General features: G+C 49.6%; 25 protein-coding genes. 23 read left to right on the forward strand and 2 right to left on the reverse strand.

Features of this window, described 5'->3' with window-relative positions:
- Positions 1–6 precede the first annotated feature (6 nt).
- Positions 7–609: an ATPase gene (locus FZ040_RS10630; RefSeq protein ID WP_255448850.1), complete on the forward strand. Its 603-nt coding sequence runs from the start codon at positions 7–9 to the stop codon at positions 607–609.
- Positions 610–732: 123 nt separating this feature from the next.
- Here the strand turns inward: FZ040_RS10630 and FZ040_RS10635 are convergent, their stop codons facing one another.
- The gene (locus FZ040_RS10635; RefSeq protein ID WP_149171959.1) at positions 733–2,217 is read right to left on the reverse strand and encodes an AcpB/EbpR/MafR family transcriptional regulator; all 1,485 of its coding nucleotides are present in this window, start codon (positions 2,215–2,217) and stop codon (positions 733–735) included.
- Between the two features lie 176 nt (positions 2,218–2,393).
- Here FZ040_RS10635 and larA point away from each other — a divergent pair, with 176 nt between their 5' ends.
- The 17 genes from larA (at position 2,394) to FZ040_RS10720 (ending at position 16,529) form a co-directional block, all read left to right on the forward strand.
- Entirely contained in the window at positions 2,394–3,668 is a 1,275-nt protein-coding gene (larA, locus tag FZ040_RS10640; RefSeq protein ID WP_149171960.1) for a nickel-dependent lactate racemase, read from the forward strand.
- Positions 3,669–3,687: 19 nt separating this feature from the next.
- Complete coding sequence (gene larD, locus FZ040_RS10645) at positions 3,688–4,410, forward strand: D/L-lactic acid transporter LarD (RefSeq protein WP_149171961.1); 723 nt, start codon at positions 3,688–3,690, stop codon at positions 4,408–4,410.
- A gap of 107 nt (positions 4,411–4,517) precedes the next feature.
- Positions 4,518–5,276 (forward strand): nickel pincer cofactor biosynthesis protein LarB, encoded by a 759-nt coding sequence (gene larB / locus FZ040_RS10650; RefSeq protein WP_149171962.1) that lies wholly within the window; start codon positions 4,518–4,520, stop codon positions 5,274–5,276.
- Positions 5,277–5,280: 4 nt separating this feature from the next.
- Positions 5,281–6,492, forward strand: a complete 1,212-nt coding sequence (gene larC, locus FZ040_RS10655) for a nickel pincer cofactor biosynthesis protein LarC (RefSeq protein WP_149171963.1) — start codon at positions 5,281–5,283, stop codon at positions 6,490–6,492.
- 91 nt (positions 6,493–6,583) lie between these two features.
- A complete protein-coding gene (locus FZ040_RS10660) occupies positions 6,584–7,045 on the forward strand; it encodes an RpiB/LacA/LacB family sugar-phosphate isomerase (protein WP_149171964.1) in 462 nt (153 codons plus the stop codon).
- An 84-nt stretch (positions 7,046–7,129) separates the two neighbouring features.
- On the forward strand, positions 7,130–7,633 hold the full coding sequence (locus tag FZ040_RS10665; protein WP_149171965.1) for a YceD family protein: 504 nt from the start codon (positions 7,130–7,132) through the stop codon (positions 7,631–7,633).
- A 42-nt stretch (positions 7,634–7,675) separates the two neighbouring features.
- Entirely contained in the window at positions 7,676–7,855 is a 180-nt protein-coding gene (rpmF, locus tag FZ040_RS10670; protein ID WP_033170368.1) for a 50S ribosomal protein L32, read from the forward strand.
- 139 nt (positions 7,856–7,994) lie between these two features.
- Positions 7,995–8,555 (forward strand): transcription factor FapR, encoded by a 561-nt coding sequence (fapR, locus tag FZ040_RS10675; protein WP_033170369.1) that lies wholly within the window; start codon positions 7,995–7,997, stop codon positions 8,553–8,555.
- A 15-nt stretch (positions 8,556–8,570) separates the two neighbouring features.
- Complete coding sequence (plsX, locus tag FZ040_RS10680; RefSeq protein WP_149171966.1) at positions 8,571–9,599, forward strand: phosphate acyltransferase PlsX; 1,029 nt, start codon at positions 8,571–8,573, stop codon at positions 9,597–9,599.
- A gap of 22 nt (positions 9,600–9,621) precedes the next feature.
- Positions 9,622–10,569, forward strand: coding sequence for an enoyl-[acyl-carrier-protein] reductase FabK (fabK, locus tag FZ040_RS10685; protein WP_149171967.1), 948 nt, complete (start codon positions 9,622–9,624; stop codon positions 10,567–10,569).
- Between the two features lie 16 nt (positions 10,570–10,585).
- Positions 10,586–11,530 (forward strand): ACP S-malonyltransferase, encoded by a 945-nt coding sequence (gene fabD, locus FZ040_RS10690; protein ID WP_149171968.1) that lies wholly within the window; start codon positions 10,586–10,588, stop codon positions 11,528–11,530.
- Position 11,531: 1 nt separating this feature from the next.
- Positions 11,532–12,275, forward strand: a complete 744-nt coding sequence (fabG, locus tag FZ040_RS10695) for a 3-oxoacyl-[acyl-carrier-protein] reductase (protein WP_149171969.1) — start codon at positions 11,532–11,534, stop codon at positions 12,273–12,275.
- Positions 12,276–12,317: 42 nt separating this feature from the next.
- Positions 12,318–12,548, forward strand: coding sequence for an acyl carrier protein (locus FZ040_RS10700; RefSeq protein ID WP_033170374.1), 231 nt, complete (start codon positions 12,318–12,320; stop codon positions 12,546–12,548).
- Between the two features lie 84 nt (positions 12,549–12,632).
- Positions 12,633–13,577 carry an NAD(P)H-dependent flavin oxidoreductase gene (locus FZ040_RS10705; RefSeq protein ID WP_149171970.1) on the forward strand — a complete coding sequence of 315 codons (945 nt, stop codon included), beginning with the start codon at positions 12,633–12,635 and terminating at the stop codon, positions 13,575–13,577.
- A gap of 46 nt (positions 13,578–13,623) precedes the next feature.
- On the forward strand, positions 13,624–14,868 hold the full coding sequence (gene fabF / locus FZ040_RS10710; protein WP_149171971.1) for a beta-ketoacyl-ACP synthase II: 1,245 nt from the start codon (positions 13,624–13,626) through the stop codon (positions 14,866–14,868).
- A 12-nt stretch (positions 14,869–14,880) separates the two neighbouring features.
- Positions 14,881–15,597 (forward strand): ribonuclease III, encoded by a 717-nt coding sequence (gene rnc, locus FZ040_RS10715; RefSeq protein ID WP_149171972.1) that lies wholly within the window; start codon positions 14,881–14,883, stop codon positions 15,595–15,597.
- 125 nt (positions 15,598–15,722) lie between these two features.
- The gene (locus FZ040_RS10720) at positions 15,723–16,529 is read left to right on the forward strand and encodes an MBL fold metallo-hydrolase (RefSeq protein WP_149171973.1); all 807 of its coding nucleotides are present in this window, start codon (positions 15,723–15,725) and stop codon (positions 16,527–16,529) included.
- A 43-nt stretch (positions 16,530–16,572) separates the two neighbouring features.
- Here the strand turns inward: FZ040_RS10720 and FZ040_RS10725 are convergent, their stop codons facing one another.
- Positions 16,573–17,010, reverse strand: a complete 438-nt coding sequence (locus FZ040_RS10725; RefSeq protein WP_255448856.1) for a MarR family winged helix-turn-helix transcriptional regulator — start codon at positions 17,008–17,010, stop codon at positions 16,573–16,575.
- 236 nt (positions 17,011–17,246) lie between these two features.
- Here FZ040_RS10725 and FZ040_RS10730 point away from each other — a divergent pair, with 236 nt between their 5' ends.
- The 5 genes from FZ040_RS10730 (at position 17,247) to guaA (ending at position 25,038) form a co-directional block, all read left to right on the forward strand.
- Positions 17,247–18,458 (forward strand): efflux RND transporter periplasmic adaptor subunit, encoded by a 1,212-nt coding sequence (locus FZ040_RS10730; RefSeq protein WP_255448852.1) that lies wholly within the window; start codon positions 17,247–17,249, stop codon positions 18,456–18,458.
- 12 nt (positions 18,459–18,470) lie between these two features.
- The gene (locus FZ040_RS10735) at positions 18,471–21,659 is read left to right on the forward strand and encodes an efflux RND transporter permease subunit (RefSeq protein WP_149171975.1); all 3,189 of its coding nucleotides are present in this window, start codon (positions 18,471–18,473) and stop codon (positions 21,657–21,659) included.
- Between the two features lie 146 nt (positions 21,660–21,805).
- The gene (recA, locus tag FZ040_RS10740; RefSeq protein WP_149171976.1) at positions 21,806–22,849 is read left to right on the forward strand and encodes a recombinase RecA; all 1,044 of its coding nucleotides are present in this window, start codon (positions 21,806–21,808) and stop codon (positions 22,847–22,849) included.
- Positions 22,850–22,939: 90 nt separating this feature from the next.
- Positions 22,940–23,374 carry a regulatory protein RecX gene (locus FZ040_RS10745; RefSeq protein WP_149172003.1) on the forward strand — a complete coding sequence of 145 codons (435 nt, stop codon included), beginning with the start codon at positions 22,940–22,942 and terminating at the stop codon, positions 23,372–23,374.
- Between the two features lie 131 nt (positions 23,375–23,505).
- Positions 23,506–25,038 carry a glutamine-hydrolyzing GMP synthase gene (gene guaA / locus FZ040_RS10750; protein WP_149172004.1) on the forward strand — a complete coding sequence of 511 codons (1,533 nt, stop codon included), beginning with the start codon at positions 23,506–23,508 and terminating at the stop codon, positions 25,036–25,038.
- The last annotated feature ends 24 nt before the right edge of the window (positions 25,039–25,062 follow it).

Genomic DNA, 25,062 nt, shown 5'->3' on the forward strand with positions numbered 1-25,062 from the left:
CGGAATATGTCAGTACGCGATACCTTAGATAAATTAGAAAATATGGTAGTTGGAGCTTCGCATTTTCCTTTTACGGAAAAAACGCTGATTAATGATAATGAACTGATTCATTACGTTGATGAGCTGCGCAACGACCTTCCGAAAGAACTCAATCGTGCCGATGAAATCATGAAGAATCGGGATGAGATTATCCGCAATGCTGAAAAAGAGGCTGAGCAGATTAAGAAGGAAGCAAAAGAATATGCCAACCGCGTGACGGATGAGAGCGAAATCGTCCTGCAGGCGAAGGAAAAGGCAAAGACCATCCTGCAGCAGACGCAGCAGCAGGAAAAAGAAATCATGGAGCGCACGCAGAAAAATGCGATGCAGCTGCAGAGCGATGCGGATGCTTATGCCAATCAGGTATTTGACCAATTGATTTCGCATGTGACGGGAACGTTCCAGGGGGTTCAGCAGGCTCAGCAGGGTCTCCAGCAGGCACTTAATGTGCTCAAGCAGGCGAAAGCACAGATGAATCAGCAGGCCGCACGGCAGGCACAGCAGTCGGCAGTGGCCGCTGCAGCACCCGAGGGGGCTGCACAGGTGGAAAAAGTTGCAAAGAACAAATGACAGGGATTTACTCTTTGCGAGGATTCTTTGCTTTTAACAAAAGGATAAGTATGGCCGTGGCAAATACAACGGGGCTGTGAAAAATAAGTAATTATTTTTCACAGCCCCGTTGTATTTGTATTTTTAGAGGGATTTTATATTTGATGCTTTTTGTGCGCGGATATGGGTTAGTAATTCTTCGAGTATTTTCCACTCTCGTAAATTGAAAGCGTTATGGATAGACATGGTGAGATGATCGGGAGGGTGAATGGGGGCTGGCAGATTGGTAATCAACAAATCATAAGCTAGGTGAGTAGGAACAAATTTTATATGGAAGTTATCCTGAAACCGTGAGAATATTTCCTGTTTGATTTTTTCTTCGTATATGGGGCCGTAATCTGTCAGCATCGATAAAGATATAACGGATTCTGTAGCTGTTAAATCAAAGTATTGGCTGCATAATAAGATGTAGTGCGGGAGCAGGTAACGGGCGTCGGTGAAACAACGGCCGCAGGGGTGTGGGGCCAGTGCTTGATAGAGGTTTTGGATATGTGTAGCGAAATTGGGATAGGTGGTTTGATAAGTCTTGAGAAATGGATAACGTTCGGGAAGATCGGAACTACCGCTGAATAAGGCCCCATGAAAATGGAGACGGTGTAATTTTTGACGAAAGCTAGGTGCACCCATACCAACCCAGTCAGGGAAATTGCGGGCAAAAACAGCCATGAAATGGTCGGTGGCTGTAAGTGGCAGACAGTCAAAACCGCGGGCATCGCGGGCTGCGGCAAAAAGACATTGTTGGATATTTTCGCCAAAGGGGAATGCATGGAGCAGGTAAAAGATAAATTGACATTCGGCGGTAATGATGGGGAGACGGAAGCGCTGAAAAAAGCGTTGGATGGCAGGCAGGCAAGTTTTGTAGGCTTCATTATTAAGTCCTAATTCGACAGGAATGGGGGACGAAAGCGGGTGGCGTAGCGTCAAACGGTGCGCGATGATGGCCAGCCAATAGGAAAAATGCTTACGATCGTTGATAGACATGGGAAAATCAAGAGCATTTAAAATGTCCTCGATGGCATTCATGATGCGTTGACGTGATATGCCTGGAAAGGGCCAATCGTAGCCACGATAGATTTGCAGATAAAAATTGTTGAAGAAGTAGCGAATTTGCATTTCTTCGCCGGAAAGTCGCATATTAGCGATGTCGAGCGATAATGAAAAGGCAGAAATCGCATCGCGCATAGGGGAAAGTGTACGATAAAGGGAAGCTGGACTAAGGTAATGGGTTAGGCAGAACGCGGTTGTCGAATCAGCTGTTTCTAAAAATATCGTATGGAAAAAGGAATAGGTCATCGATTCCTGGGCCAATTTCGTGTAGATGGTGTGAATGTTAAGCCAAGGGGCACGATATAGCCGTATCCCAAGTGCAGTACTGCGTTCAATATGGAAGTCCTTGTCGTAGTGTTCGCGCAAGAGCTCGGTAAGGTTTTTGAGATGTTTGTGAATGGTTCGCTCGGAAAGTCCGAGTTTTTGGGCCAGTTCTTGACAGGAAAAGTAACAGTCGTTCGAATCTAAAAGACTGAGCAAGGCATATTCTTTTTGCTGGGATTTGTCGAGAATGGGTAGCAAGAGAATCCTTCTTTCTGAATGTCGTGAGGGTTTGCAGTTTTTACGGTAACATACTGTAAGTATTGATGAAACAAATTAATTGGCTTATGTTACGCTATATTTGTCTTGCGGAAGACAGTTTGTGTTAAATCTTATTGTACTCAAAATGGAAGCATTTGGAAAGAGAGGTTTTTACAATGGAAATTTCGTTGCCGTATGACAAAGGAGCAATTAAGGCTGAAATAGCTGATGAAAATTTATTGGCGGTATTAGAGTCCAAGGCGGCAGGATATAAAGCCGATAAGGGACAAGAGAAGCTAGTGGAAGAGTCGTTGGATAATCCTATTGGTTCTCCACGGTTAGAGGAATTGGTAAAAGGGAAGAAAAAAATAACGATTATTAGCTCGGATCATACGCGTCCAGTTCCGTCACATATTACGATGCCGATTCTCTTGCGTCGAATTCGTTCGGTTGAGCCGGAGGCACAAATCAGTATTCTGGTGGCTACAGGATTCCATCGTCCGTCAACACATGAAGAGCTGGTGGCCAAGTACGGGGAAGAAATCGTACGTAACGAAAACATCGTCATGCATGTATCAACGGATGATTCCTCTATGACAAAAATTGGAACATTGCCAAGTGGTGGTGAATGCATCGTCAATCGCACAGCTGTTGAGGCCGATTTGTTAATTGCAGAAGGCTTTATTGAGTCGCATTTTTTTGCCGGTTTTTCGGGCGGGCGTAAGTCAGTTCTACCAGGCGTTGCTTCGTATAAGACGATTATGGCTAATCACTGTGGTGAGTTCATTAATTCGAATTTTGCGCGTACGGGCAATTTGCTGGATAATCCGATTCATCGCGATATGGTTTATGCAGCACGTACAGCTGGGTTAACGTTTATCTTAAATGTTGTGCTTAATGAAGATAAAGAAATCATTGGTTCGTTTGCTGGCGATCTCGAGCGAGCCCATGAAAAGGGGTGTGCATTTGTAGCAGATTTGGCACATGTGCCACCCGTACAGGCTGACATTACGATATCAACCAATGGCGGTTACCCGCTTGACCAGAATATTTATCAGGCAGTTAAGGGCATGACAGCTGCCGAAGCGGCTAACAAGGATGGCGGTACGATTGTTATGGTAGCTGGCTGCGCTGATGGTCATGGTGGTGAGGGGTTCTATCATAATCTGGCGGATGTGCAAACGCCACAGGAATTTTTGCAGAAAGCGATAAGCACGCCACGTCTTGAGACAATTCCCGACCAGTGGACGTCGCAGATTTTGGCGAGAATACTTTCGCATCATCGCGTCATTGTTGTGTCGGATCTGGTTCAGGCACATCTTATTACGGACATGCATATGGAATTGGCCAAAAGTTTTGATGAAGCAATGAACATGGCGTATAAATATGAAGGAAACGAAGCAAAGGTAGCTGTCATTCCGGATGGACTAGCTGTTATTGTAGGGGAATAAAAGGATAGGAGAATGATTTATGGAACATCAATTGTTGGCAGAATTTATGGGGACAGCCCTGATGATTATTTTTGGTATTGGCGTACATTGCGATGACACGCTGTTACATACGAAATATAATGGCTCAGGCCATATCTTTGCGATAACAACCTGGTCATTTGGTATTACGGTTTCGCTATATTTGTTTGGTGATGTTTGCATCAATCCGGCAATGGTATTGGCACAGGCAATTCTTGGAAATATTTCTTGGGGGATGGTGTTGCCGATTTCTTTGGTGGAACTTGCTGGTGGCTTTTTTGGTGCGGCGATTATGTGGTTTTGTTATGCGGATCATTTTAAAGCTTCGGTGGGAAAAATCGACCCAGTACGCATTCGTAATATTTTTTCGACGACACCAGGCATTCGCAATTTACCACGTAATTTCTTTTGCGAGTTTTTTGCAACTTTTATTTTTATATCCGGTATTTTAGGGATTTTGCAGGCTTGTCAGGGGACTGCAGCAATGTTGGCGCCGATTGCTATTGGGCTATTAGTTTGGGCTATTGGTATGGGAATGGGTGGTACCACTGGATTTGCGATGAACCTTGCTCGTGATATGGGACCGCGCCTGGCTCATGCGGTTTTACCGATTCAGAATAAGGCAGATAACGATTGGCAATATGGTATTCTGGTTCCAGGAATTGCTCCGTTCTTTGGTGCTGCTGCGGCGGCGATTTTTATGCGTGGATTCTTTGGGATTTGATTGGATGGACAAAACCTTCCCTATGGGGAAGGTTTTGTTGTCGAAAGGATTTTTCATCTTTAGCGCGAATAGATGTAATTGGTTAGATATAGAATTGAGGTGGCCGAATGACTGAGGCAGAGATAATCCATTTGTTGCAAGAATATAAAGCTGGAACAATTACCGAAGACGATGCCGTAAAAAAAATTGTGGATGTTCCCTTTGAGGAAATGCGGTTTGCCGAGGTGGACCATCATCGTGAGCTGCGGCAGGGAATGCCCGAAGTTATTTATGCGGCGGGAAAAACGCCAGCGCAGGTGCGGGATATCTTTTATTCCCTTTATACGCATAGTGAGGGGAACCTTTTGGCGACCAGGGCGGAGCGGGAACATTATGAAAAGGTGCGGGAGAAAGTGCCTGAGGCGGTATACGATGAAACGGCCCGCATGATTTATCTGGACCGCGACGAGAGAATCCAGCGCGATGAGGCGCATAAAATCCTGATTCTGACGGCTGGTACCAGCGATATTCCCGTAGCCGAGGAGGCACGGCTGACGGCTTATCTCTTCGGCAATTATGTGACGGCTTGTTACGATTGCGGTGTAGCGGGAATCCATCGGCTCTTTGCCCATTTGCCCGCGATAAAGGAGGCAAATGTTCTCGTGGTCATTGCGGGAATGGAGGGAGCCTTGGCCAGCGTAGTGGGCGGACTTACGGACAAGCCGGTAATTGCCGTGCCGACAAGTGTCGGTTATGGAGCGTCTTTCCATGGCGTGGCGGCACTGCTGTCGATGCTTAACAGTTGTGCTATGGGAGTATCGGTGGTTAATATTGATAATGGCTTTGGTGCCGGGGCACTGGCCAGCAAGATAAACAAATTGAGGTGAAACAATGCGCGCAATATATCTGGATTGCTTTGCCGGAATCAGCGGCAACATGTTTTTGGGAGCTATGCTTCAGGCCGGTGTGCCAGCCGCTGTGCTGGAAAAAGAATTAGTGAAATTACCCATCGGGGATGAATTCTTTTTGAAGGTTTCTGATGTTGTCCGGAATGGTATTCATGCTGCGTATGTCGAGGTAAAAGAAACAAAAGCAATAAATCACGAGCATGAACATCACCATCATCATCATGAGCATCGTACGATGCGGGATATCCGGGAAATGCTGGAGCAGTCGTCACTGGCAATGCCGATTAAGCAGCAGGCTTTGGCAATTTTTATGGAAATAGCCAAAGCAGAGGGGAAGGTTCATGGAAAGCCAGCTGATGAGGTGGCCTTTCATGAAGTCGGTGCAGTTGATTCGGTGGTGGATATCGTTGGCGCAGCCATTTGCCTGGATTACCTGGGCATCGAGCGCGTTTTCGTTTCGCCGCTGACTTTGGGCAGTGGCTTCGTCTCCTGCGCCCATGGGCTCATGCCTATACCAGCGCCAGCCGTCGCTGAGCTTTTGCTGGGGTGGCAGACAATGCCTGGGACGGAAAAGAAGGAATTGGTGACGCCAACTGGCGCGGGAATTGTTAAAGCGTTAGGCGTTTACAGCGAAGGTCTTCCAAAGGGATTTGAAGCAGAATGTATTGGCTATGGCGCTGGCAGCCATGAGCTGACGATTCCCAATGTCCTGCGGCTTTACGTTGGGGAATACCGCGGAACGGAAAGCGGCAATCTGTCAATCCTTGAGGCAAATATCGATGATATGAATCCGCAGCTATATGGTTATCTCTTTGACAAATTATTCGCAGCGGGAGCGCTGGACGTTTGGACGACGCCAATATTAATGAAGAAAAACCGTCCGGCCCAGAAGCTGTCGGTCCTGGTCGACGAAGCCGGAAAAGATGCCTGCGTGAATCTCATCTTCACCGAGTCGACAAGTATCGGCGTGCGGGTCATGCCCGTGGCAAAACGGCTGGAAGCGTCCCGCCATATTGCCAAAGTCGAAACGAAATACGGTGTGGTAAACTGCAAGGTAAGTGCCTGGAAGGGGAAACTTTGCAGCTTGTCGCCGGAATACGAGGACTGCCGCCGGCTCGCAGAAGAAAAGACCGTCCCGTTAAAGGAAGTACAGCAGGAAGCCGTGCGGGTATTCAAAGAACGTCTCGGCGAATGATCGGACATCACGCCTGCTAGTCAAGTTGACAAATAAGAAACCTCTCGTTACAATCAAAGTATTATTTCTGATGGTAACGGGAGGTATTTTTATGAAAATTGCAATGGCAAATGACCATGCGGGTACGAATTTTAAAAAGGAAATCAAGGCGTATTTGGAGAATGAAGGCCATGAAGTAAAGGATTTTGGTACCTATGACGAAGAGTCCTGCGACTTGTCGGATTTTGTCTATCCGGCCGCTATGGCAGTGGCTACGGGCGAATGCGACCGGGGGATTTTTGTCGATGGTGTCGGTTACGGCAGTGCGATGATTGCCAACAAATTAAACGGCATCTATGCGGTAGTCTGCCAGGATCCGTTCTGTGCACAGCTGGCCCGTCAGCACAATGACAGCAACGTTTTGTGCCTGGGTGGCAAAATCATCGGCGGTGCCATCGCGATGGAGACGGTAAAGACCTGGATGCACACGGACCCGTTGACGGCTGAGAAATATGTCCGCCGCGTTCAGAAGGTCAAAGAAATCAATGACAAGCACTGTGTGCCGGTAAAATAAGACCTGTGGTCTGAGGGGCCAGTCAAGGAGAATTTCTTGACAAACGATAGGCCGGTCGCTATAATGGATTGAGGTTGATGCTGAATGATGAATGTTAATATTGCTGAATTAAATACCGATTTAGGCAGGGAGCTTCCCTTTTCCTTTACGACGACTGCCGAAGAACTGGATGCCGTAAGCGATGATTATGCGTTCGAAGGGCCGATTGAGGTCACGGGAACGGTGGTCTATACGGGCACCTGTTGGCGTGTGTCGGGGAATATTAAAGTCGTGAAGACTTTTGTCTGTGGTCGGTGCCTGACGGATTGCCGCGAGAATCAGTCGTATGATTTTTCGGAGGATTATAGTCGGGAAGCAGCGGAAACAGAAGACTTAGTCAATGTGTTTGAGGGAGATATGCTGGATATCCAGGATATGGTCCGGGATACCCTGCTTGCGGCCCAGCCGCTCAGTAATATCTGCAAGCCCGATTGTAAGGGGCTTTGTCCGGTGTGCGGCCATAATCTGAACGAAGGCGATTGCGAGTGTGATCGTTTTGTTCCAGACCCGCGCATGGCAGCATTACAGCAATTATTGAAAAAAGACTAAGTTCCCCATAGGAACACAAAGACTTAAGGAGGTGTATCCGACATGGCAGTACCAAAGCGTAAAACTTCTAAAGCTCGCCGCGACCAGCGTCGTGCTAACTGGAAATTGGAGGCTCCGGGTTTCGTTTCTTGCCCGCAGTGCCACGAGCCGAAGATGCCTCATCATGTATGCCCGGAATGCGGCTATTATGATGGCAAAGAGGTTGTCAAGGCAGCAGAATAATTAGAAGCTGTATAAGCAGGACTATGTTGTCCTGCTTATTTTATTTCTGAGGCACTTGCATTTTTAGGACATACCATTTATAATAGACCATTATATGAGATTGTAGTAGCAGGTACTAAAAATGCAAGGGGGTGTTTGGATGGCACGAGTCAAAAAAAAGGAGCGTCAACGGCTGCTTTTGGAACAAGTCAAGACGAAACCTTTTTTGACAGATGAAGAGCTGGCAAAATACTTGGAAGTCAGTGTTCAGACGATTCGTTTGGACCGCCTGGAACTCGGCATACCGGAACTGCGGGGACGCATACGGAATATGGCAGAAAAGGCGCAGAATAAAGTAAAATCCATTCAAAGCGGTGAGGTCGTTGGTGAGCTCATCGATTTGGAGCTCGGTCATTCAGGTATTTCCCTGCTGCGGGTAACCGATGATATGGTGTTTGCTAAGACTCAGATTGCCAAAGGGCACTACATGTTTTCCCAGGCAAATTCCTTGGCGTTAGCTGTGATTGATGCACCGATGGCCGTCACTGGTGTGGCTAACGTAAAATACAAGGTACCAGTTCATGTCGGGGAGAAGTTGATTGCCAAGGCGGAAATCGTAAAAGTTCGCGGCAATAAGTATTTTGTATGGGTAAAGACCCATAATGAAACCCAGGAAGTTTTCCGCGCGAAATTCATCATGGTTTCGTGGGGGGAGAAGTAAGGGGGATAAGGACTCTTGAAAATTGCAGTTGACGCCATGGGTGGCGATTACGCACCGGAACAGATTGTGTTTGGTGCGGTACGTGCAGCGAAGAAATATCACTGTGATATTGTGCTGGTCGGTGATGAACAGAAAATCCGGGATGTGCTCAAACATGAAAATGGTTGGGAGAATCTGGGAATTACGATTCATCATACGACGGAAGTTATTGAAATGGATGAACACCCTGCTGAGGCGGTTCGCAGCAAAAAGGATTCCTCGCTGGTGGTAGCAACCCGGCTGGTGAAGGAAGGCGAGTGTGATGCCGTTCTGTCGGCAGGAAGTACCGGCGCTGCGGTTACAGCGGCACAGCTGATTCTGAAACGAATCCGCGGCATTGGCCGTCCGACGATTGCCACGCCGATTCCAACGCCCAAAGGAGCAACGCTGCTCCTGGATTCCGGTGCCAATGTGGACTCCAAACCGATTCATCTGGTGCAGAGCGGTATGATGGGCGCGATTTATGCGGAATACGTATTCGGAACGAAAAATCCGAAGGTAGGACTGCTCAACATAGGAGAAGAAGAGACTAAGGGAAATGAACAGGCGAAAGAGACGTATGCACTGTTAAAGGAGATGCATACGATCAATTTTGGCGGCAATGCAGAAGGCCGTGATATCCCGAAGGGAAACTTTGATGTTGTAATTTGTGATGGATTTGTTGGCAATGTTGTGCTAAAATTTGCAGAGGGACTGGCAAAGACCATCATGAAGCTTATCAAAGAAGCTATCAAAGATGGCGGCGTTTTAGCAAAGCTTGGTGCGCTTATGCTGATGCCAACGTTGAAGAAGCTGGGGAAACGTCTTGATGCGTCAGAATATGGTGGTGCACCGCTTTTGGGAGTCAATGGAGTATGCATCATCAGCCATGGATCGTCAAATGCTAAGTCAATCTGCAGTGCAATCGGAGTCGCGAACGATTATGTGAACGGCAACGTCCTGGAACATATTCGGGATGCACTGACTCAAGAAGAGGTACTGGCAGACGAGGGTGAGAAAAAATAACGCCTGAGGAGGACTAATTTTAATGTTTGAAAACAATGCAATCTGTAAACTACTGAACATAAAGTACCCGATTTTCCAGGGCGGTATGGCCTGGATCGGTACGGCAGAATTGGCTTCGGCTGTATCTAACGCTGGTGGCCTTGGCATCATTGGTGCTGGTCACATGCCGCCGGATATTCTGCGTGCAGAGATTCAGAAATGCAAAGGCTGGACGGATAAGCCGTTCGGTGTCAATATTATGCTCATGAGCCCGTTTGTAAAAGAGGTCATGCAGGTCGTCATTGATGAGAAAGTTCCAGTTGTTACGACTGGTGCAGGCAACCCTGGCGAATATGTTCCGGCCCTCAAGGAAATCGGCACGAAGGTCATTCCGGTTGTTGCTTCGGTAGCACTGGCAAAACGCCTGGTGCGCAGCGGTGCTGATGCTGTTATTGCTGAGGGCACGGAGTCCGGCGGTCATATTGGTGAAATCACGACGATGGCACTTCTGCCGCAGGTCGTTGATGCTGTTGATGTTCCGGTCATTGGTGCTGGCGGTATTGCCGATTCCCGTGGTGTCGCTGCTGCCTTTGCCCTTGGTGCTCAGGCTGTTCAGATGGGTTCCCGCTTTGTCATGAGTGAGGAATGCATTGCCCATCCGGACTACAAGAAAATGGTCAAACATGCGAAGGATCGTTCCACGGTGGTTACGGGCCGTAAGCTTGGTCATCCAGCGCGTGTACTTGCGAACAAGCTCACGCGTAAGTTTGAGGAACTCGAGGCAGCTGGTGCTTCCAACGAGGAACTCGAGAAGCTCGGTGTTGGCTCGCTGCACCGTGCAACGCACGAGGGCGATGTCCAGAATGGTTCCGTCATGATTGGCGAAATCTCAGGTATGCTTAATGATATCAAACCGGTAAAACAGATTATTGAAGAAATCGTAGCTGGTCTGCCAAAAGTCATTGACACGATTCAGCAGGATTGCAAATAATTGGAGGTAATTGACGGTGAGTAAACTTGCATTTGTATTCCCTGGCCAGGGAGCTCAGACTGTTGGCATGGGCAAAGATTTCTGCCAGCAGTACGATGTAGCAAAAAAACTGTTCCAGCAGGCTGATGAGGCTCTGGGATACTCCATCAAGGAAATGTGCTTTGAAGGACCGGCTGAGGACCTTCAGCTGACGGCAAATACGCAGCCGGCAATCCTCACCATGAGCGTTATCGCAAGTGAGATTCTCAAGGAACACGGTATTCAGCCGGAGGTAACGGGCGGTCACAGTCTCGGTGAATATTCGGCACTGGTTGCCGCTGGTGTCCTGGATTTCCAGGATGCTGTTCTTCTCGTACACAAGCGCGGCCAGTTCATGCAGGAAGCTGTACCGGTTGGACAGGGCGGCATGGCTGCTATTATCGGTCTTGCCGACGAAGTCATCGTTGATGCCTGCGAGAAGGCAACCAAGACTGCTGGCGAAGTTCAGGCAGTAAACTTCAACTGCCCGGGCCAGACGGTTATCGCTGGTACGACGGCAGGCGTTGAAGCTGCTGTTGAGACGCTCAAGGAAGCTGGCGCCAAGAAGGCAGTAATTCTGCCGGTATCGGCACCGTTCCATTCCACGCTGATGAAACCGGCCGCTGAGAAACTGGCTGTTGAGCTTGACAAAGTTACGATTCGCGATGCCAAGATTCCAGTGGTTTCGAACTTCACGGGTGAACTCGAGACCAAGGCTGAGGAGATCAAAGCAAACCTCGTAGCTCAGGCAGATCATCCAGTAAAATGGATTGCCTGCGTCAACACGATGAAGGAGTTCGGGGCAGAGACCTTTGTTGAGGCTGGCCCGGGCAAAACCCTCTGTGGCTTCAACCGCCGGATCGACAAGGCTCTCAAGAGCATGAACGTAGAAAATCTGGAAAGTTTGCAAAAAACGCTTGACTATTTCAAGGAGGTCCGCTAATATGCTTTTAGACGGAAAGGTCGCACTGGTTACTGGTGCTTCGCGTGGCATTGGCCGTGCCATTGCAGTCCGCCTGGCAAGTGAGGGCGCTAAGGTAGCAATCAATTATGCCGGCAATACGGCTAAGGCTGAAGAGGTCAAAGCAGAAATCGAAAAGAACGGTGGCGAGGCAATTCTCGTTCAGGCTGACATTTCGAGCGCTGAGGCTGTCGATGCGATGATTGAAAAGGTCACAGAGGCCTTTGGCCAGATTGATATTCTGGTAAACAATGCGGGCATCACTCGCGATGGGCTTCTCATGCGCATGAAGGATGAGGATTTCGAGGCAGTTATCAATACCAACCTTAAGGGTGTGTTCTACTGCACGAAGGCTGTGTCCAAGCTCATGATGAAAAAGCGCAGCGGCCGTATTGTCAATATGGCATCGGTTGTCGGGCTCATGGGAAATGCCGGTCAGGCAAATTATGCGGCAGCGAAGGCAGGCGTTATCGGTTTCTCGAAGTCAGCTGCGAAAGAGCTGGCTGCCCGTGGCATTAACGTTAACGTAGTGGCACCGGGATTCATTGCTACGGATATGACGGCAGCAATGACGGACAAAGCCAAAGAGGCCACGCTGGCGGGTATTCCGCTCAAGCGCATGGGCCAGCCGGAAGACGTCGCCAATGCGGTGCTCTTCCTGGTATCGGATTATGCATCCTATATCACAGGTCAGATCGTCAATGTAGACGGCGGCATGGTTATGTGATATAACTATATAGGAACTTTCATTTTAAGGAGGTGAAACTTCATGTCGACTTTTGAAAAAGTTAGAGATATCGTTGTTGAGCAGTTAGGTGTTGAGGCTGACGAGGTTGCACTCGAGTCTACCTTCATCGATGATTTAGGTGCTGACTCCCTGGATATCGTTGAGCTGATCATGGCTTTCGAGGAGGAATTCAATATTGAGATTCCGGACGAGGCTGCTGAGAAGATCAAGAGCGTTCAGGACGTAGTTTCCTACATAGACCAGAACAAATAAGTTTGAGCGTCTTACCTGTTTGAAAATCCCGTGAAGCTTGTTTCACGGGATTTTCTCAAGGTAGGATTGATTGGAGGAGTAACATTGAAACTTCCAGAGCTGAAAATTGGCAATAAAATCGCAAAAGTTCCTATCCAGCAGGGTGGTATGGCGATTCGCTTGTCAACGGCCCGTCTGGCGGCAGCTGTAGCGAACGAGGGCGGTATCGGCCTCATTGCCGCATCTGGTATGAGCCACGACGAACTGCGTTATGAAATCCGGCTCGCACGTTCGCTTACGTCTGGTATCATCGGCATCAATATCATGGTAGCAGCCGCAGATTTTGCTGAGGTTGTCAGAACCGCAATCGATGAGGGGATTGACCTCGTGGTTGCTGGTGCAGGTTTTTCCCGTGATATGTTTGCTCTCGGCAAGGAATCCGGAACGCCGATTGTTCCGATTGTTTCTTCCGTAAAATTAGCTAAAATTTCAGAGCGTCTTGGTGCAGCTGCTATTGTCCTCGAGGGCAAGGAAGCAGGCGGTCATCTCGGTACGGACACGTCGGTACGTGACCTTATCGCAGATGTCAGCGCAGCGGTAAATATTCCGGTCATTGCGGCCGGTGGTGTACTGCATGGCCAGGACATCGTTGATTTGATAAAAGCGGGCGCTGCTGGCGTCCAGATGGGATCCCGTTTTGCGGCTTGTGAAGAGTCGAATGCGGCTCCCGCACTCAAGGAATACTATCTGAAATCAAAACCAGAGGATATCGTGGTAATCCACAGTCCTGTTGGCCTTCCGGGACGTGCTGTGCGCACGCCATTCTCGGCCAAAGTCATGGAAGGTCCTGTTCCGCCGACGAAATGTGATGCCTGCCTCAAGGCATGTAAGCACAATTTCTGCATTATCCGTGCACTGACGCGGGCACAGCAGGGCGATGTGGAGACTGGTCTGGTATTTACCGGCGAGTATATGCCGAAGATTGATAAAATCATGACGGTCCACGAGATCTTTGAGCAGCTCAAGGCTGAAGCTGAGGCTGCCAACTGAGCAGACGTCTTATAAACGACTAAATAATTGAGAGGAGCTATTCGTTTTGAGTAATCGTGTAGTAATCACTGGTCTGGGCGCAATCACCCCGATTGGTATGGGTAAGGAAGAATTCTGGAATGGTCTGATGGAAGGCCGCAATGGTATCGATAAGATTACCCGTTTTGATGCGTCGGAATATGGTGCACAGATTGCTGGTGAAGTTAAGGACTTTGACCCGGCTGCTTATATCGATAAAAAAGAATCGAAACGCATGGACCGTTACACGCAGTTTGCAGTAGCAGCTGCTGGTATGGCTATCGAAGATGCGAAACTCGACCTCGAGAAAGAGGATCTGGACCGCATCGGTACGTTTGTCGGTGCAGGTATCGGCGGTATCGAGACGATGCATTCCCAGTATGAGAAACTGTTTGCCAAGGGCCCAGGCCGCATCAGCCCGTTCTTCATCCCGATGATGATTGCGAACATGGCTGCTGGTCAGGTTTCCATCACGTACAAGCTGCATGGTCCGTCCAGCTGCATCGTAACGGCTTGCGCTACGGGTTCCAACTGCATCGGTGATGCGTTCCGTGTTATCCAGCGCGGCGACGCAGATGTCATGATTGCTGGTGGTACGGAAGCTGCTATTTCTGAGGCTGCTGTCGCTGGCTTTGCTGCTATGAAGGCCCTTTGCATGGATCACAACGATGACCCGGCACATGCTTCCCGTCCGTTCGACAAGAACCGCAGCGGTTTTGTCATGGGTGAGGGTGCAGGCCTTGTCGTCCTTGAGAGCCTCGAGCATGCAAAAGCACGTGGCGCTCATATCTATGCTGAGGTTGTCGGCTATGGTGCTAACTCCGATGCCTACCATATCACGAGCCCGGCTCCGGGTGGCGAATACCAGGCAAAATGCATGCAGGCAGCTCTTGATGATGCCGGCATGAAGGCTTCGGAAGTTGATTACGTCAATGCACATGGTACGTCCACGCACATGAACGATGAAGGCGAGACGATGGCTATCAAGTCCGTTTGGGGCGAAGCTGCCAAAGATGTTTCGGTTTCTTCCATTAAGTCCATGACGGGTCATCTGCTCGGTGCTGCCGGTGGTGTTGAGTGCATTGCTACGGCACTGGCTATCGAAAACGACATGCTGCCGCCGACGATGAACTACGAGACCCAGGATGAGGGCCTCGACCTCGACTACGTTCCGAACAAGGCAAAAGCTAAGACGGTTCGTGCGGCTATGTCCAACAACTTCGGTTTTGGCGGTCACAATGCCTGCCTGCTGCTGAAAAAATACGCAGAGTAATGGAGGCTGACGATGGAAAACATTCTGTCGGAAGAGCGCAAACAATCGCTTCGTGAGCTGGCCAAGGTCCTGGGAGTGGAATTTCACAACCTGAATTTCCTCCAGCAGGCGCTGGTTCATACATCCTACGCGAATGAATCCAAAGGGAACATCGTCCATAATGAACGTCTCGAATTTTTAGGAGATGCTGTGCTGGAGCTTGCCTCCAGCACTTATCTTTATCAGCACTTTCCGCAGATGCCGGAAGGCCAGCTGACAAAGACCAGAGCCAGCATCGTCTGCTCAGCAACGCTGGCAAAGCTGGCAGCGGGGCTTCATCTTGGGGATTACCTGCTTTTAGGTCATGGCGAAGAGATGGGCGGCGGACGTACGCGTCAGACGAATCTTGAAGATGCATTCGAATCTGTTATCGGGGCAATCTATCTCGACCAGGGCTGGGAAGCAGCTCAGGCTTATGTATTGCGCCAGCTTGAATCGGAATTTGAGCTTGCCAAGCGCGGAGCAATTCTGAAGGATTACAAGACTATCCTTCAGGAGGAAGTCTATCAGCATGAGGGACAGAGCGTTGTTTATGAACTGGTAGCAGAAGAAGGCCCAGATCATGATAAGAGCTTTACGTTTCAGGTCCGTATTACTGGACGAGTAATGGGACAGGGAACGGGGCACAGCAAAAAAGAAGCGGAACAGCACGCAGCCCGTGAAGCATTGGAAAAACTCAAGCTGAAATAAAAAAAGCGCAGGCAAAAGCTTGCGCCTTTTTTATTGTGAGAAGAATAAAGGTTACGCGATCGTTTTGCCTATGGCAAAAGCGGGTCAGCAGCGTTATAATGAAGAAAACAAAAGGGGGAATTGCGATGCGGAAATTGACAATCCTTGGAACCGGGTTTGCTATGGCAACAAAGTGTTTCAATACGTGTTTCTTTTTGGAATTGGAGGATGGCAGCCTGTTTTTGACAGATGCCGGTGGCGGCAACGGCATCCTGCGGCAGCTGGAGGTCACGGGATTTGACTATCAGAAGTGTCATCACATGTTTGTGACGCATGGGCACACGGACCATGTCCTGGGTGTTATCTGGATTATGCGTAAAGTGGCAGACCTCATGAATAAGGGAAAATATGAAGGCACTTTTCATATTTATTGCCACGATGTGGTCAAGGAAATGCTGCTTACGATGACGAAGATGACTTTGAAGAAAAAGGACTTTGCCCGTGTCGGAACAGATATTGTGATTCATGAGATGAAGGATGGCCAGAGTGTTGAGGTTCCGACCGCAAAACTGACGGCCTTTGACATTCTGTCAACCAAAGCAAAGCAGTTTGGATATTGCCTGAATTTCGCTGATGGCATGAAGTTCACCTGCCTGGGGGATGAGCCTTACAATGAACATGACCGCGTCTATGCGGAGCAGGCGGATTGGCTGCTGGCTGAAGCCTTTTGCCAGTATAAGGACCGCGAGGTTTTCAAACCGTATGAGAAGAATCACAGTACGGTGAAGGAAGCCAGCGAATTGGCAGAACAACTGGGGGTTAAAAATCTGGTGCTCTACCATACGGAGGATAAGCATCTAGATACCCGTAAACAGGAGTATTCGGCTGAGGCTGGAAAATATTATCATGGCAATGTCTATGTTCCTGATGATTTGGAGGTAATTCCCTTATAAGAAAGAGCTGCAGCAAGAGTGAGGAACTCTTGTTGCAGCTCTTTTAGTTCGCAAACATTTTTTCAACCAGTGAATTGAAATTAGAAATTGCATCACCGAGCTTGGCTTTTTCGGCTGCGGTGAGGTGTTGGATGCGTTCGGTAAAGCGTTTGCGGACAATTTCGTTTTGGTCATCGATGATCTGTTTTCCCGCCGGAGTCAGTGTTATGACAAAGCGGCGTCGGTCATTGATATCGGCTTGTTTTTGAACGAGCCTGTTTTTTACGAGTTTGTCGATAACGGTGGTCATCTGCTGTTTGGAAATCTTGAGGATGTGGCTGATTTCAGTAATCGAGACAGCTTCTTCGGTTAATACGATCATTAGAACACCAAATTGATTCAATGGAATAGGAACTTTAGTCTGTCGATAGAAGTTGTTATGTATGAGCATCAACGTTTCAATGAATTTTTGTGATAGATTCGGCGTCGATAGAGTTTCCATAATCAAAAAATTACTCCTTTAATTAAATAATCATTAAATCTTGGAGAATGGAGGCTTAGGAGATGTCATTTCCTTGACTTTTCATTAAATATAATATACTATATATCTCATCAATAGTAAACATTTATTTACTATTTCAATGAAGCATGGCTTCTTTCGAGATGGGAATGGAATGTTTTGTAGGCAGTGGAGGAGACTGTCTCTTTTGTTGTCTATAGCAAAAGGAGGTTAATACTTTGTTTTTGGTGAAAAGCAAGAAGACGAAGGCACTGATGATTGGCATTTCGCTGGCCATTTCTTCAAGCTTTATCGTGGCGGGCTGCGGGCAGAATAAACAACAGCAACAGCAGGGAACCCAGGTAAAGGCCATGCAGGTCATTCAACAGGATACGCCGCTGACCAGTGAGTTTGCCGGTCAGATTGTGGGAAAGGACGAGGTAAAGGTACAGTCCAAGGTATCTGGCAATGTCGTCGATAAGTATGTGACTGGCGGCCAATACGTAGAGGCGGGCCAGCCGCTCTATAAGATTGACTCGCGTCAGTATGAATCGGCTGTTTTGCAGGCGCAGGCCAATCTGTCGCAGTCGCAGGCAACACTTAGCAATGCGGTGACGGATTTGGGACGCTATCAGCAGCTGTTATCGGCTCAGGCGATTTCCGAGCAGACGGTGGCCAATCAGCAGGCAAATGTCAATGCGTATAGCGCCGCTGCCGCTGCCAATGACGCGCTTTTGCGCAAAGCGCAGCAGGACCTTGCCGATACGGTTATTTATGCGCCGATGAGCGGACAGCTTTCGGTTGATGATGTTGCCGTAGGAACGTTTGCGGCAGCTGGCAGCACGAATCTCGTCACGATTGGTTCGTCCAATCCGGTGTTTGCCCAGTTCAGCATTTCCGAAAGCGATTATTTGAAGTTCTCAAATTATGCGTCGCAGAATGGCAATGGCATGTCGCCGACGGTTTCCATCACGCTTTCCGATGGTACGCAGTATCCGATTGAGGGCAAAATTGTCCAGACGGACCGTGCGCTGTCCTCGAATACTGGTACGCTGACGGTTAAGGCGCTGTTTGATAACCCGGATGGTTTGCTGCTGCCGGGGATGTTTGCACGCATCCGCCTGTCCGGTGAAGTTGTTCCAAATGCAATTCTCGTTCCGCAGCGTGCCGTACAGCAGCTTCTGGGCAAATCCTTTGTCATGGTTGTCGGGGAAGACGGCAAATCGGAAGCGCGTACCGTAACGCTTGGCGATAAGGTCGGCAGCTATTACATCATCAAAGATGGCCTGACGGCAGCTGATGTCGTTGTCGTTGAAGGCTTGTCGAACCTGCAGGAAGGCGTCAGCCTTGCTGTTACCATGGTCACGGCAGATGATATGGGATTCTCCCTGACTACGGACAATAGCAAATTTGATGCGAACGAGATTGCAGCTTCTGATTCGAACAAGTAAGGGGGCGGCATCTTGTCAAAATTCTTTATACACCGCCCGATATTTGCTATCGTCATTTCTGTCATCATTGTCATTGTCGGTGTCCTGGCAGCGTTCCAGCTGCCGATTGCCCAATATCCACAGATTTCGCCGCCAACGGTATCGGTAAGCACTACCTATACCGGTGCGAATGCGTCGGTTGTCAATGAGACGGTAGCACAGATTGTCGAGCAACAGATTAACGGTACGCAGGGCATGGATTATATGTCCTCCAACTCGGATGACACGGGCCGGTACAGCCTCAAGGTCGTATTTGAAACGGGCACTGATGGCGATATGGACTCCGTCAAGGTCCAGAACAATGCGGCGACGGCAACGGCCAGCCTGCCCTCGGATGTACAGACTGTTGGCCTCACGACGCGCAAGTCTTCCAATGATATGGCGTATATGCTTTCGCTGTATTCGCCAGACGGTTCCTATGACCGTGCTTTTATGAAGAACTATGCAGATATCTATCTGTTGGATGAGCTCAAGCGTGTTCCCGGTGTCGGCGATGTCCAAATCTTCGGTTCAGACTATGCGATGCGGGTATGGCTCAATCCGGATAAGCTCGCCGAGCTTAACCTGACGGTGGCAGATGTCACGTCGGCTATCAAGGAGCAGAATGTTCAGGCTCCGGCTGGTACAGTCGGTGCAATGCCGGTCAACAATGGCCAGGAGAAGCAGTATACGGGCAAGATTTCCGGCCGTCTGGTAACGCCAGAGGAATTTGGCAATGTTATCCTGCGCTCGGATAATGGCAAGTTTGTCCGTCTGAAGGATGTTGCCCGCGTTGAAACGGGCGAAAAATCCAGCTCGATTGTTTCGAAATTCAACGGCTATCCTTCGGTAGGTTTCGGTATTAACCTGACCAGTGATGCCAACGCGATGGAGACGGTAGCTGGCGTCCGCAAGGTCTTGGAGAAGGCGGAGCCGAATTTGCCGCCAAACCTCAAGATGTCGCAGATTTTTGATTCGACGAACTACATCAAGGCCTCGATTAAAGAGGTTTTGGAGACGTTCCTGGAGGCATTGGCACTGGTCGTTCTCGTTATCTTCCTGTTTCTGCAGAATTGGCGGGCAACGATTATTCCGCTGCTGGCCGTTCCGGTATCGCTTATCGGTACGCTGGCTGCCTTTATCGTATTGGACTTTTCCATCAATACGCTGACACTTTTTGCCATGGTTTTGGCGATCGGCTTGGTTGTCGATGATGCTATCGTCGTAATCGAGAATGTCGAGAAGCACATGGAAGAAGGCCTTGAGCCGGTGGATGCTACCGAGCGCGCAATGGATGAAGTCCAGGGCCCGGTTGTGGCTATCGCCTTCGTCTTGGCCGCCGTATTCGTACCGGTTGCCTTCCTCGGTGGCATGACTGGTGTGCTGTACAAACAGTTCGCGTTAACGATTGCTGTTTCTATGGCTCTGTCGGCTTTCGTCGCCTTGACGCTGACGCCGGCACTTTGTGCGATGATTCTCAAACGTCATGAAGAAAAAGACGATGAGGGTGCGCTGGGAAGATTCTTTGTGAAGTTCAATAACTGGTTTGAACGCACCAAACGCGGTTATATGGGGATCGTTGCCAAGTTTATCCGCCGTACGCGGTTGGCGATTTTATTCATGGTCATCGTCTGCATTGCCGCTGGTGCCGTGTACAAGATTATGCCATCGACCTTCGTTCCCAGCGAAGACCAGGGCTATCTCTTTACGGTAGTCCAATTGCCTGAGGGCACGTCGATGAACCAAACCCAGAAATCCATTGACAAGGTAGCGAAAGCAGCTATGGAAAATGTCGATGGGGTAGAGAACGTCATGGCTATCACAGGCTTTGATATCTTGTCTGGCGGCGCTAAGCCAAGTGCAGGTATGGTCGTCCTGGGGATGAAAGACTGGAGTCAGCGTACGGCTCCGGGAACCTCGGTTGATGCCGCTGTCGGAAAAATGTTTGGTCTGGGGGCAAAGGTCGCTCCGGAGGCAACGGTCATCGCCATGAATCCGCCGGCTTTGCCAGGCCTTGGTTCAGTAGGCGGTTGGTCGCTGGAACTTCAGGATATGTCCGGTCATACGGATAAAGAGCTCTCAGATATCACGAACAAGATTGTAGCAGCAGCTAATCAACGGCCGGAACTTCAAGGTGTCCGTACGACGTTTAAGATGACGGCGCCGAGTTATGAATTTGAAATTGACCGCGAACGCGTCAAACAGTTAGGGGTACAGCTTTCGGATGTATTCACTGCGATGCAGGTCAACTTTGGTGGTACGCAGGTCAATGACTTTAACCAGTTTGGTCGTTCGTATAAGGTAATGCTTCAGGCCGATACACAGTATCGCAGTGAAGCAGATGCTGCGAAGTTTATCTTCGTCAAGAGCAGCAGTGGTACGATGGTTCCGTTGGATACGCTATTGAAACCGAAACTCAGCTCGGGACCGACGTCGATTTCCCGTTTCAATGGGGCACGTTCGGTCACGATTCAGGGTAACGCTGGCCAGGGATATTCTTCCGGTCAGGCTATGGCAGCGATTCAGGAAATCGTTAAGCAGAATACCGATAATGGTTTCAATATCGAGTGGTCCGGTCAGAGCCGTGAGGAATCGAAGGCATCGAGTTCAACGCTTCAGGTCTTAGGTTTGGCCTTGGTGTTCGTATTCCTCTGCTTGGCAGCACTTTACGAGAGCTGGAGCGTACCGTTTGCGGTATTGCTTACGGTACCGACTGGTATCATGGGCGCATTGGTTTCCGAGTATGGTCTTTCCATGCTGGAGGCAATGTTTGGCCATGTAAATGCTGGCCTTCAGAATAGCGTCTACATGCAGATCGGTATCATCATGATTATCGGTCTGGCTGCTAAGAACGCTATCCTGATCGTTGAGTTTGCGAAGGTTCGTGTGGACCGTGGTATGGAGCCGGTAAAGGCAGCGATTGAAGCTGCAGGCTTGCGTTTGCGTCCAATTCTTATGACGTCGTTTGCCTTCATCATTGGTTGTTTGCCGTTGGCTGTTGCCAGCGGTGCTGGTGCGGCAGCGCGTAATGGTATGGGCGTAGCCGTTGTAGGCGGTATGCTCTTTGCGACGGTATTGGGAATTTTCCTGATTCCGGTATTCTTTGTCGCTATGGAATGGATCGCAGCAAAACTGGGAATGTTCAAACAACAGAAAAAGAAAACAACGGCCGATTACATGTAATCCAGCCAGGAATTGTTACTTCCCCTCTCCTTGGAGAGGGGGAGTTTTTTCGTTATCGGTTCGAAAATATTCCTTGCAAAAAGAACGGTTGTTTTATATAATAGCTAAAGAGATAAAACGTGAACGTGAAAGGAGCGGATATACGGATGGCAACAGATAAAAAGGAAGCATTGGCCAATGCGCTGAAACAGATTGAGAAAGATTTCGGCAAGGGATCCATTATGCGCCTTGGTGATGCGAAGGCAAATATGAATGTGGAGGTTATTTCCACAGGTATTTTGCCATTGGATGTTGCATTGGGGGTAGGCGGTGTTCCCCGTGGCCGTATCATTGAGGTATATGGGCCGGAGTCGTCTGGTAAGACGACGGTCACGCTGCACATGATTGCTGAGGCTCAGAAGGCTGGCGGCATTGCTGCCTTTATCGATGCCGAGCATGCTTTGGACCCGGTATATGCACAAAAGCTTGGGGTAAACATCGATGATTTGCTGATTTCCCAGCCGGATACTGGCGAGCAGGCCTTAGACATTGTCGATGCACTGGTTCGCAGCGGTGCCATCGACATTATCGTTGTCGATTCTGTAGCAGCGCTCGTGCCGAAGGCAGAGATTGAGGGCGAGATGGGCGACAGCCATGTCGGCCTTCATGCCCGTCTCATGAGCCAGGCAATGCGTAAGCTCACCGGTATTATCAGCAAGAGCCAGACGGTAGCTATCTTCATTAACCAGATTCGCGAGAAGGTTGGCGTTATGTTTGGCAATCCGGAGACTACGACGGGCGGCCGTGCACTGAAGTTCTATTCTTCTGTCCGTCTGGATGTACGCAAAATCGATAAGATTACGCAGGGGCAGGATGTAGTCGGAAGCCGCACGCGCATCAAAGTCGTCAAGAACAAAGTCGCGCCGCCGTTCAAGATGGCCGAGTTTGATATCATGTATGGCGAGGGCGTTTCCAAGATGTCCAGCATCATTGACATGGGCGTTGAGATGGATATTGTCGATAAGAGCGGTGCCTGGTTCTCGTATGAAGGCACGCGCCTTGGCCAGGGCAAAGAGAACGCCAAGCAGGCATTGCGGGAACAGCCGGAGCTTTGTGCTGAGATTGAGGCAAAGATACGCGCAAAGCTTTTGGCAACGCAGGAGATACTCGAAGCAGACGAACAGCCGGAAACTCCGGAAACCGAGGCGTAAGGTATCGTGTGGCGTTATAGGTGGTATGGCAGTGAGGCGGATGCTGCCGAGGAAGAGCAGCGTCCCCGCAAGCCGAAGAAGACAGCTTTGATGGTGGCGGTAGATTTGCTGGCCCGTCAGGAGCAGAGTGAAAACAAGCTGCGGGAAAAGCTGGCACGAAAGGGCTATGCCGAAGAAGAAATTCAGCAGGCAATCCATCGTTTGGAAGAAATGCATTACTTAAATGATGAGGATGCCTGTGCGCGGCAGTTTGCGTTCCTTTATGAAGAAAGTCGCAGCTCTGTGCGGCAGATTTGCGTCAAGCTGATGCAGCGGGGCTTTGACTCGTCGCTCGTGAAGGCGTGTATTCCTGCCGATACCTTTGAACGTGAGAAGGCGGCTGCCTTGCGGGTCCTGTCGCTGAAGTTCAAGCCCGCGGCTGACCGGCAGAAGATGATGGCAAATCTCTACCGCAAGGGATTTGATTCATCGGCAATCCGGGCGGCTGTTGAGACATTTTGCCAGGAAGAAGAAAACAACGATTGAAAGAAAGGCCTTGTGCGTTTTGCAACCGCGCAAGGCTTTTAAAATACAAGCGCTTGTGATATAATCGTTAAAAAGCTTTACACGTTTTGTACTTAGAGGAGGAACAAATTTTGAGCAAGCCTGCCAATGAAATGATTCTGGTTTTGGATTTTGGTGGTCAGTACAATCAGCTGATTGCACGCCGCGTTCGTGAGAACCATGTCTATTGTGAGGTTCATCCGCATACGCTGAGCCTGGACAAGATTCGTGAGATGGCACCGAAAGGTATCATTCTGACTGGTGGCCCGAACAGCGTCTACAAAGCGGATTCGGCCAGCTGCAGTCCGGAGCTCTTTGAACTTGGCATTCCGGTCATGGGCATCTGCTATGGTTCGCAGCTCATGTCGCATCTGCTCGGCGGCAAGGTCGCCACGGCACCGACGAGTGAATACGGCAAGACCGAAGTCACGATTGATGAGCAGGGCTCAAAACTCTTCCAGGGCGTAGACAAGAAGACGATTTGCTGGATGAGCCACACCGACTATATCGCCGAGGCCCCGGCAGGCTTCACGGTGACGGCTTCGACGCCGGTGTGCCCAGTGGCTGCCATGGAAAATGCGGCTAAGAATCTCTATGCCACGCAGTTCCATCCGGAAGTCATGCATACGGTTCAGGGCAAGACGATGCTCAAGAACTTCGTCTATGAAGTCTGCGGATGTGCTGGCGAGTGGAAGATGGATTCCTTTGTCAAGACGACGGTCGAAGAGCTCAAGGCAAAAATCGGCAATGGTCGTGCACTCTGCGCTCTGTCGGGCGGTGTTGATTCCTCGGTAGCAGCTGTCCTGCTGTCTAAGGCAATCGGCAAGCAGCTGACCTGCGTATTTGTCGATCATGGCCTGTTGCGCAAAGATGAAGGCGACCAGGTTGAGGCGGTATTTGGCCCGAATGGTTCGTATGATGTCAACTTCATCCGCGTTAATGCCAAAGACCGTTTCTATGCTAAACTAGCTGGTGTTACGGAGCCGGAGCAGAAACGCAAGATCATCGGCGAGGAGTTCATTCGCGTATTCGAGGAAGAGGCGAAGAAAATCGGCGCTGTCGATTACCTCGTACAGGGTACGATTTACCCCGATGTCATCGAAAGCGGCCTTGGCAAATCGGCTGTCATCAAATCGCATCACAACGTCGGCGGTCTGCCAGATTATGTCGATTTCAAGGAAATCGTCGAGCCGCTGCGTCTGCTGTTCAAGGATGAAGTCCGAGCAGCTGGCCGCGAACTCGGCATCCCCGAGTATCTTGTCAACCGTCAGCCGTTCCCAGGTCCGGGTCTTGGTATCCGCATTATCGGCGAGGTAACGGAAGAAAAGGTCAAGATTGTCCAGGAGGCCGATGCCATCTATCGTGAAGAAGTGGCAAAAGCAGGGGCAGACAAGAACCTTGGCCAGTACTTTGCCGCACTCACGAACATGCGCAGTGTTGGCGTCATGGGCGATGGCCGCACTTATGATTATGCCATTGCCCTGCGTGCGGTCATGACGAGTGATTTCATGACGGCAGAAAGCGCGCAGCTGCCATGGGATGTCCTGCAGAAGACCACGACCCGTATCGTCAATGAGGTAAAAGGCGTCAATCGCGTCATGTACGACTGCACGGGCAAACCGCCAGCAACGATTGAGTTTGAATAAGAAAGAGAGCTCGCTTGTCAAGGC

This window comes from Pseudoselenomonas ruminis (assembly GCF_008271295.1).
Taxonomy (GTDB): Bacteria; Bacillota; Negativicutes; order Selenomonadales; family Selenomonadaceae; genus Selenomonas_A; species Selenomonas_A ruminis.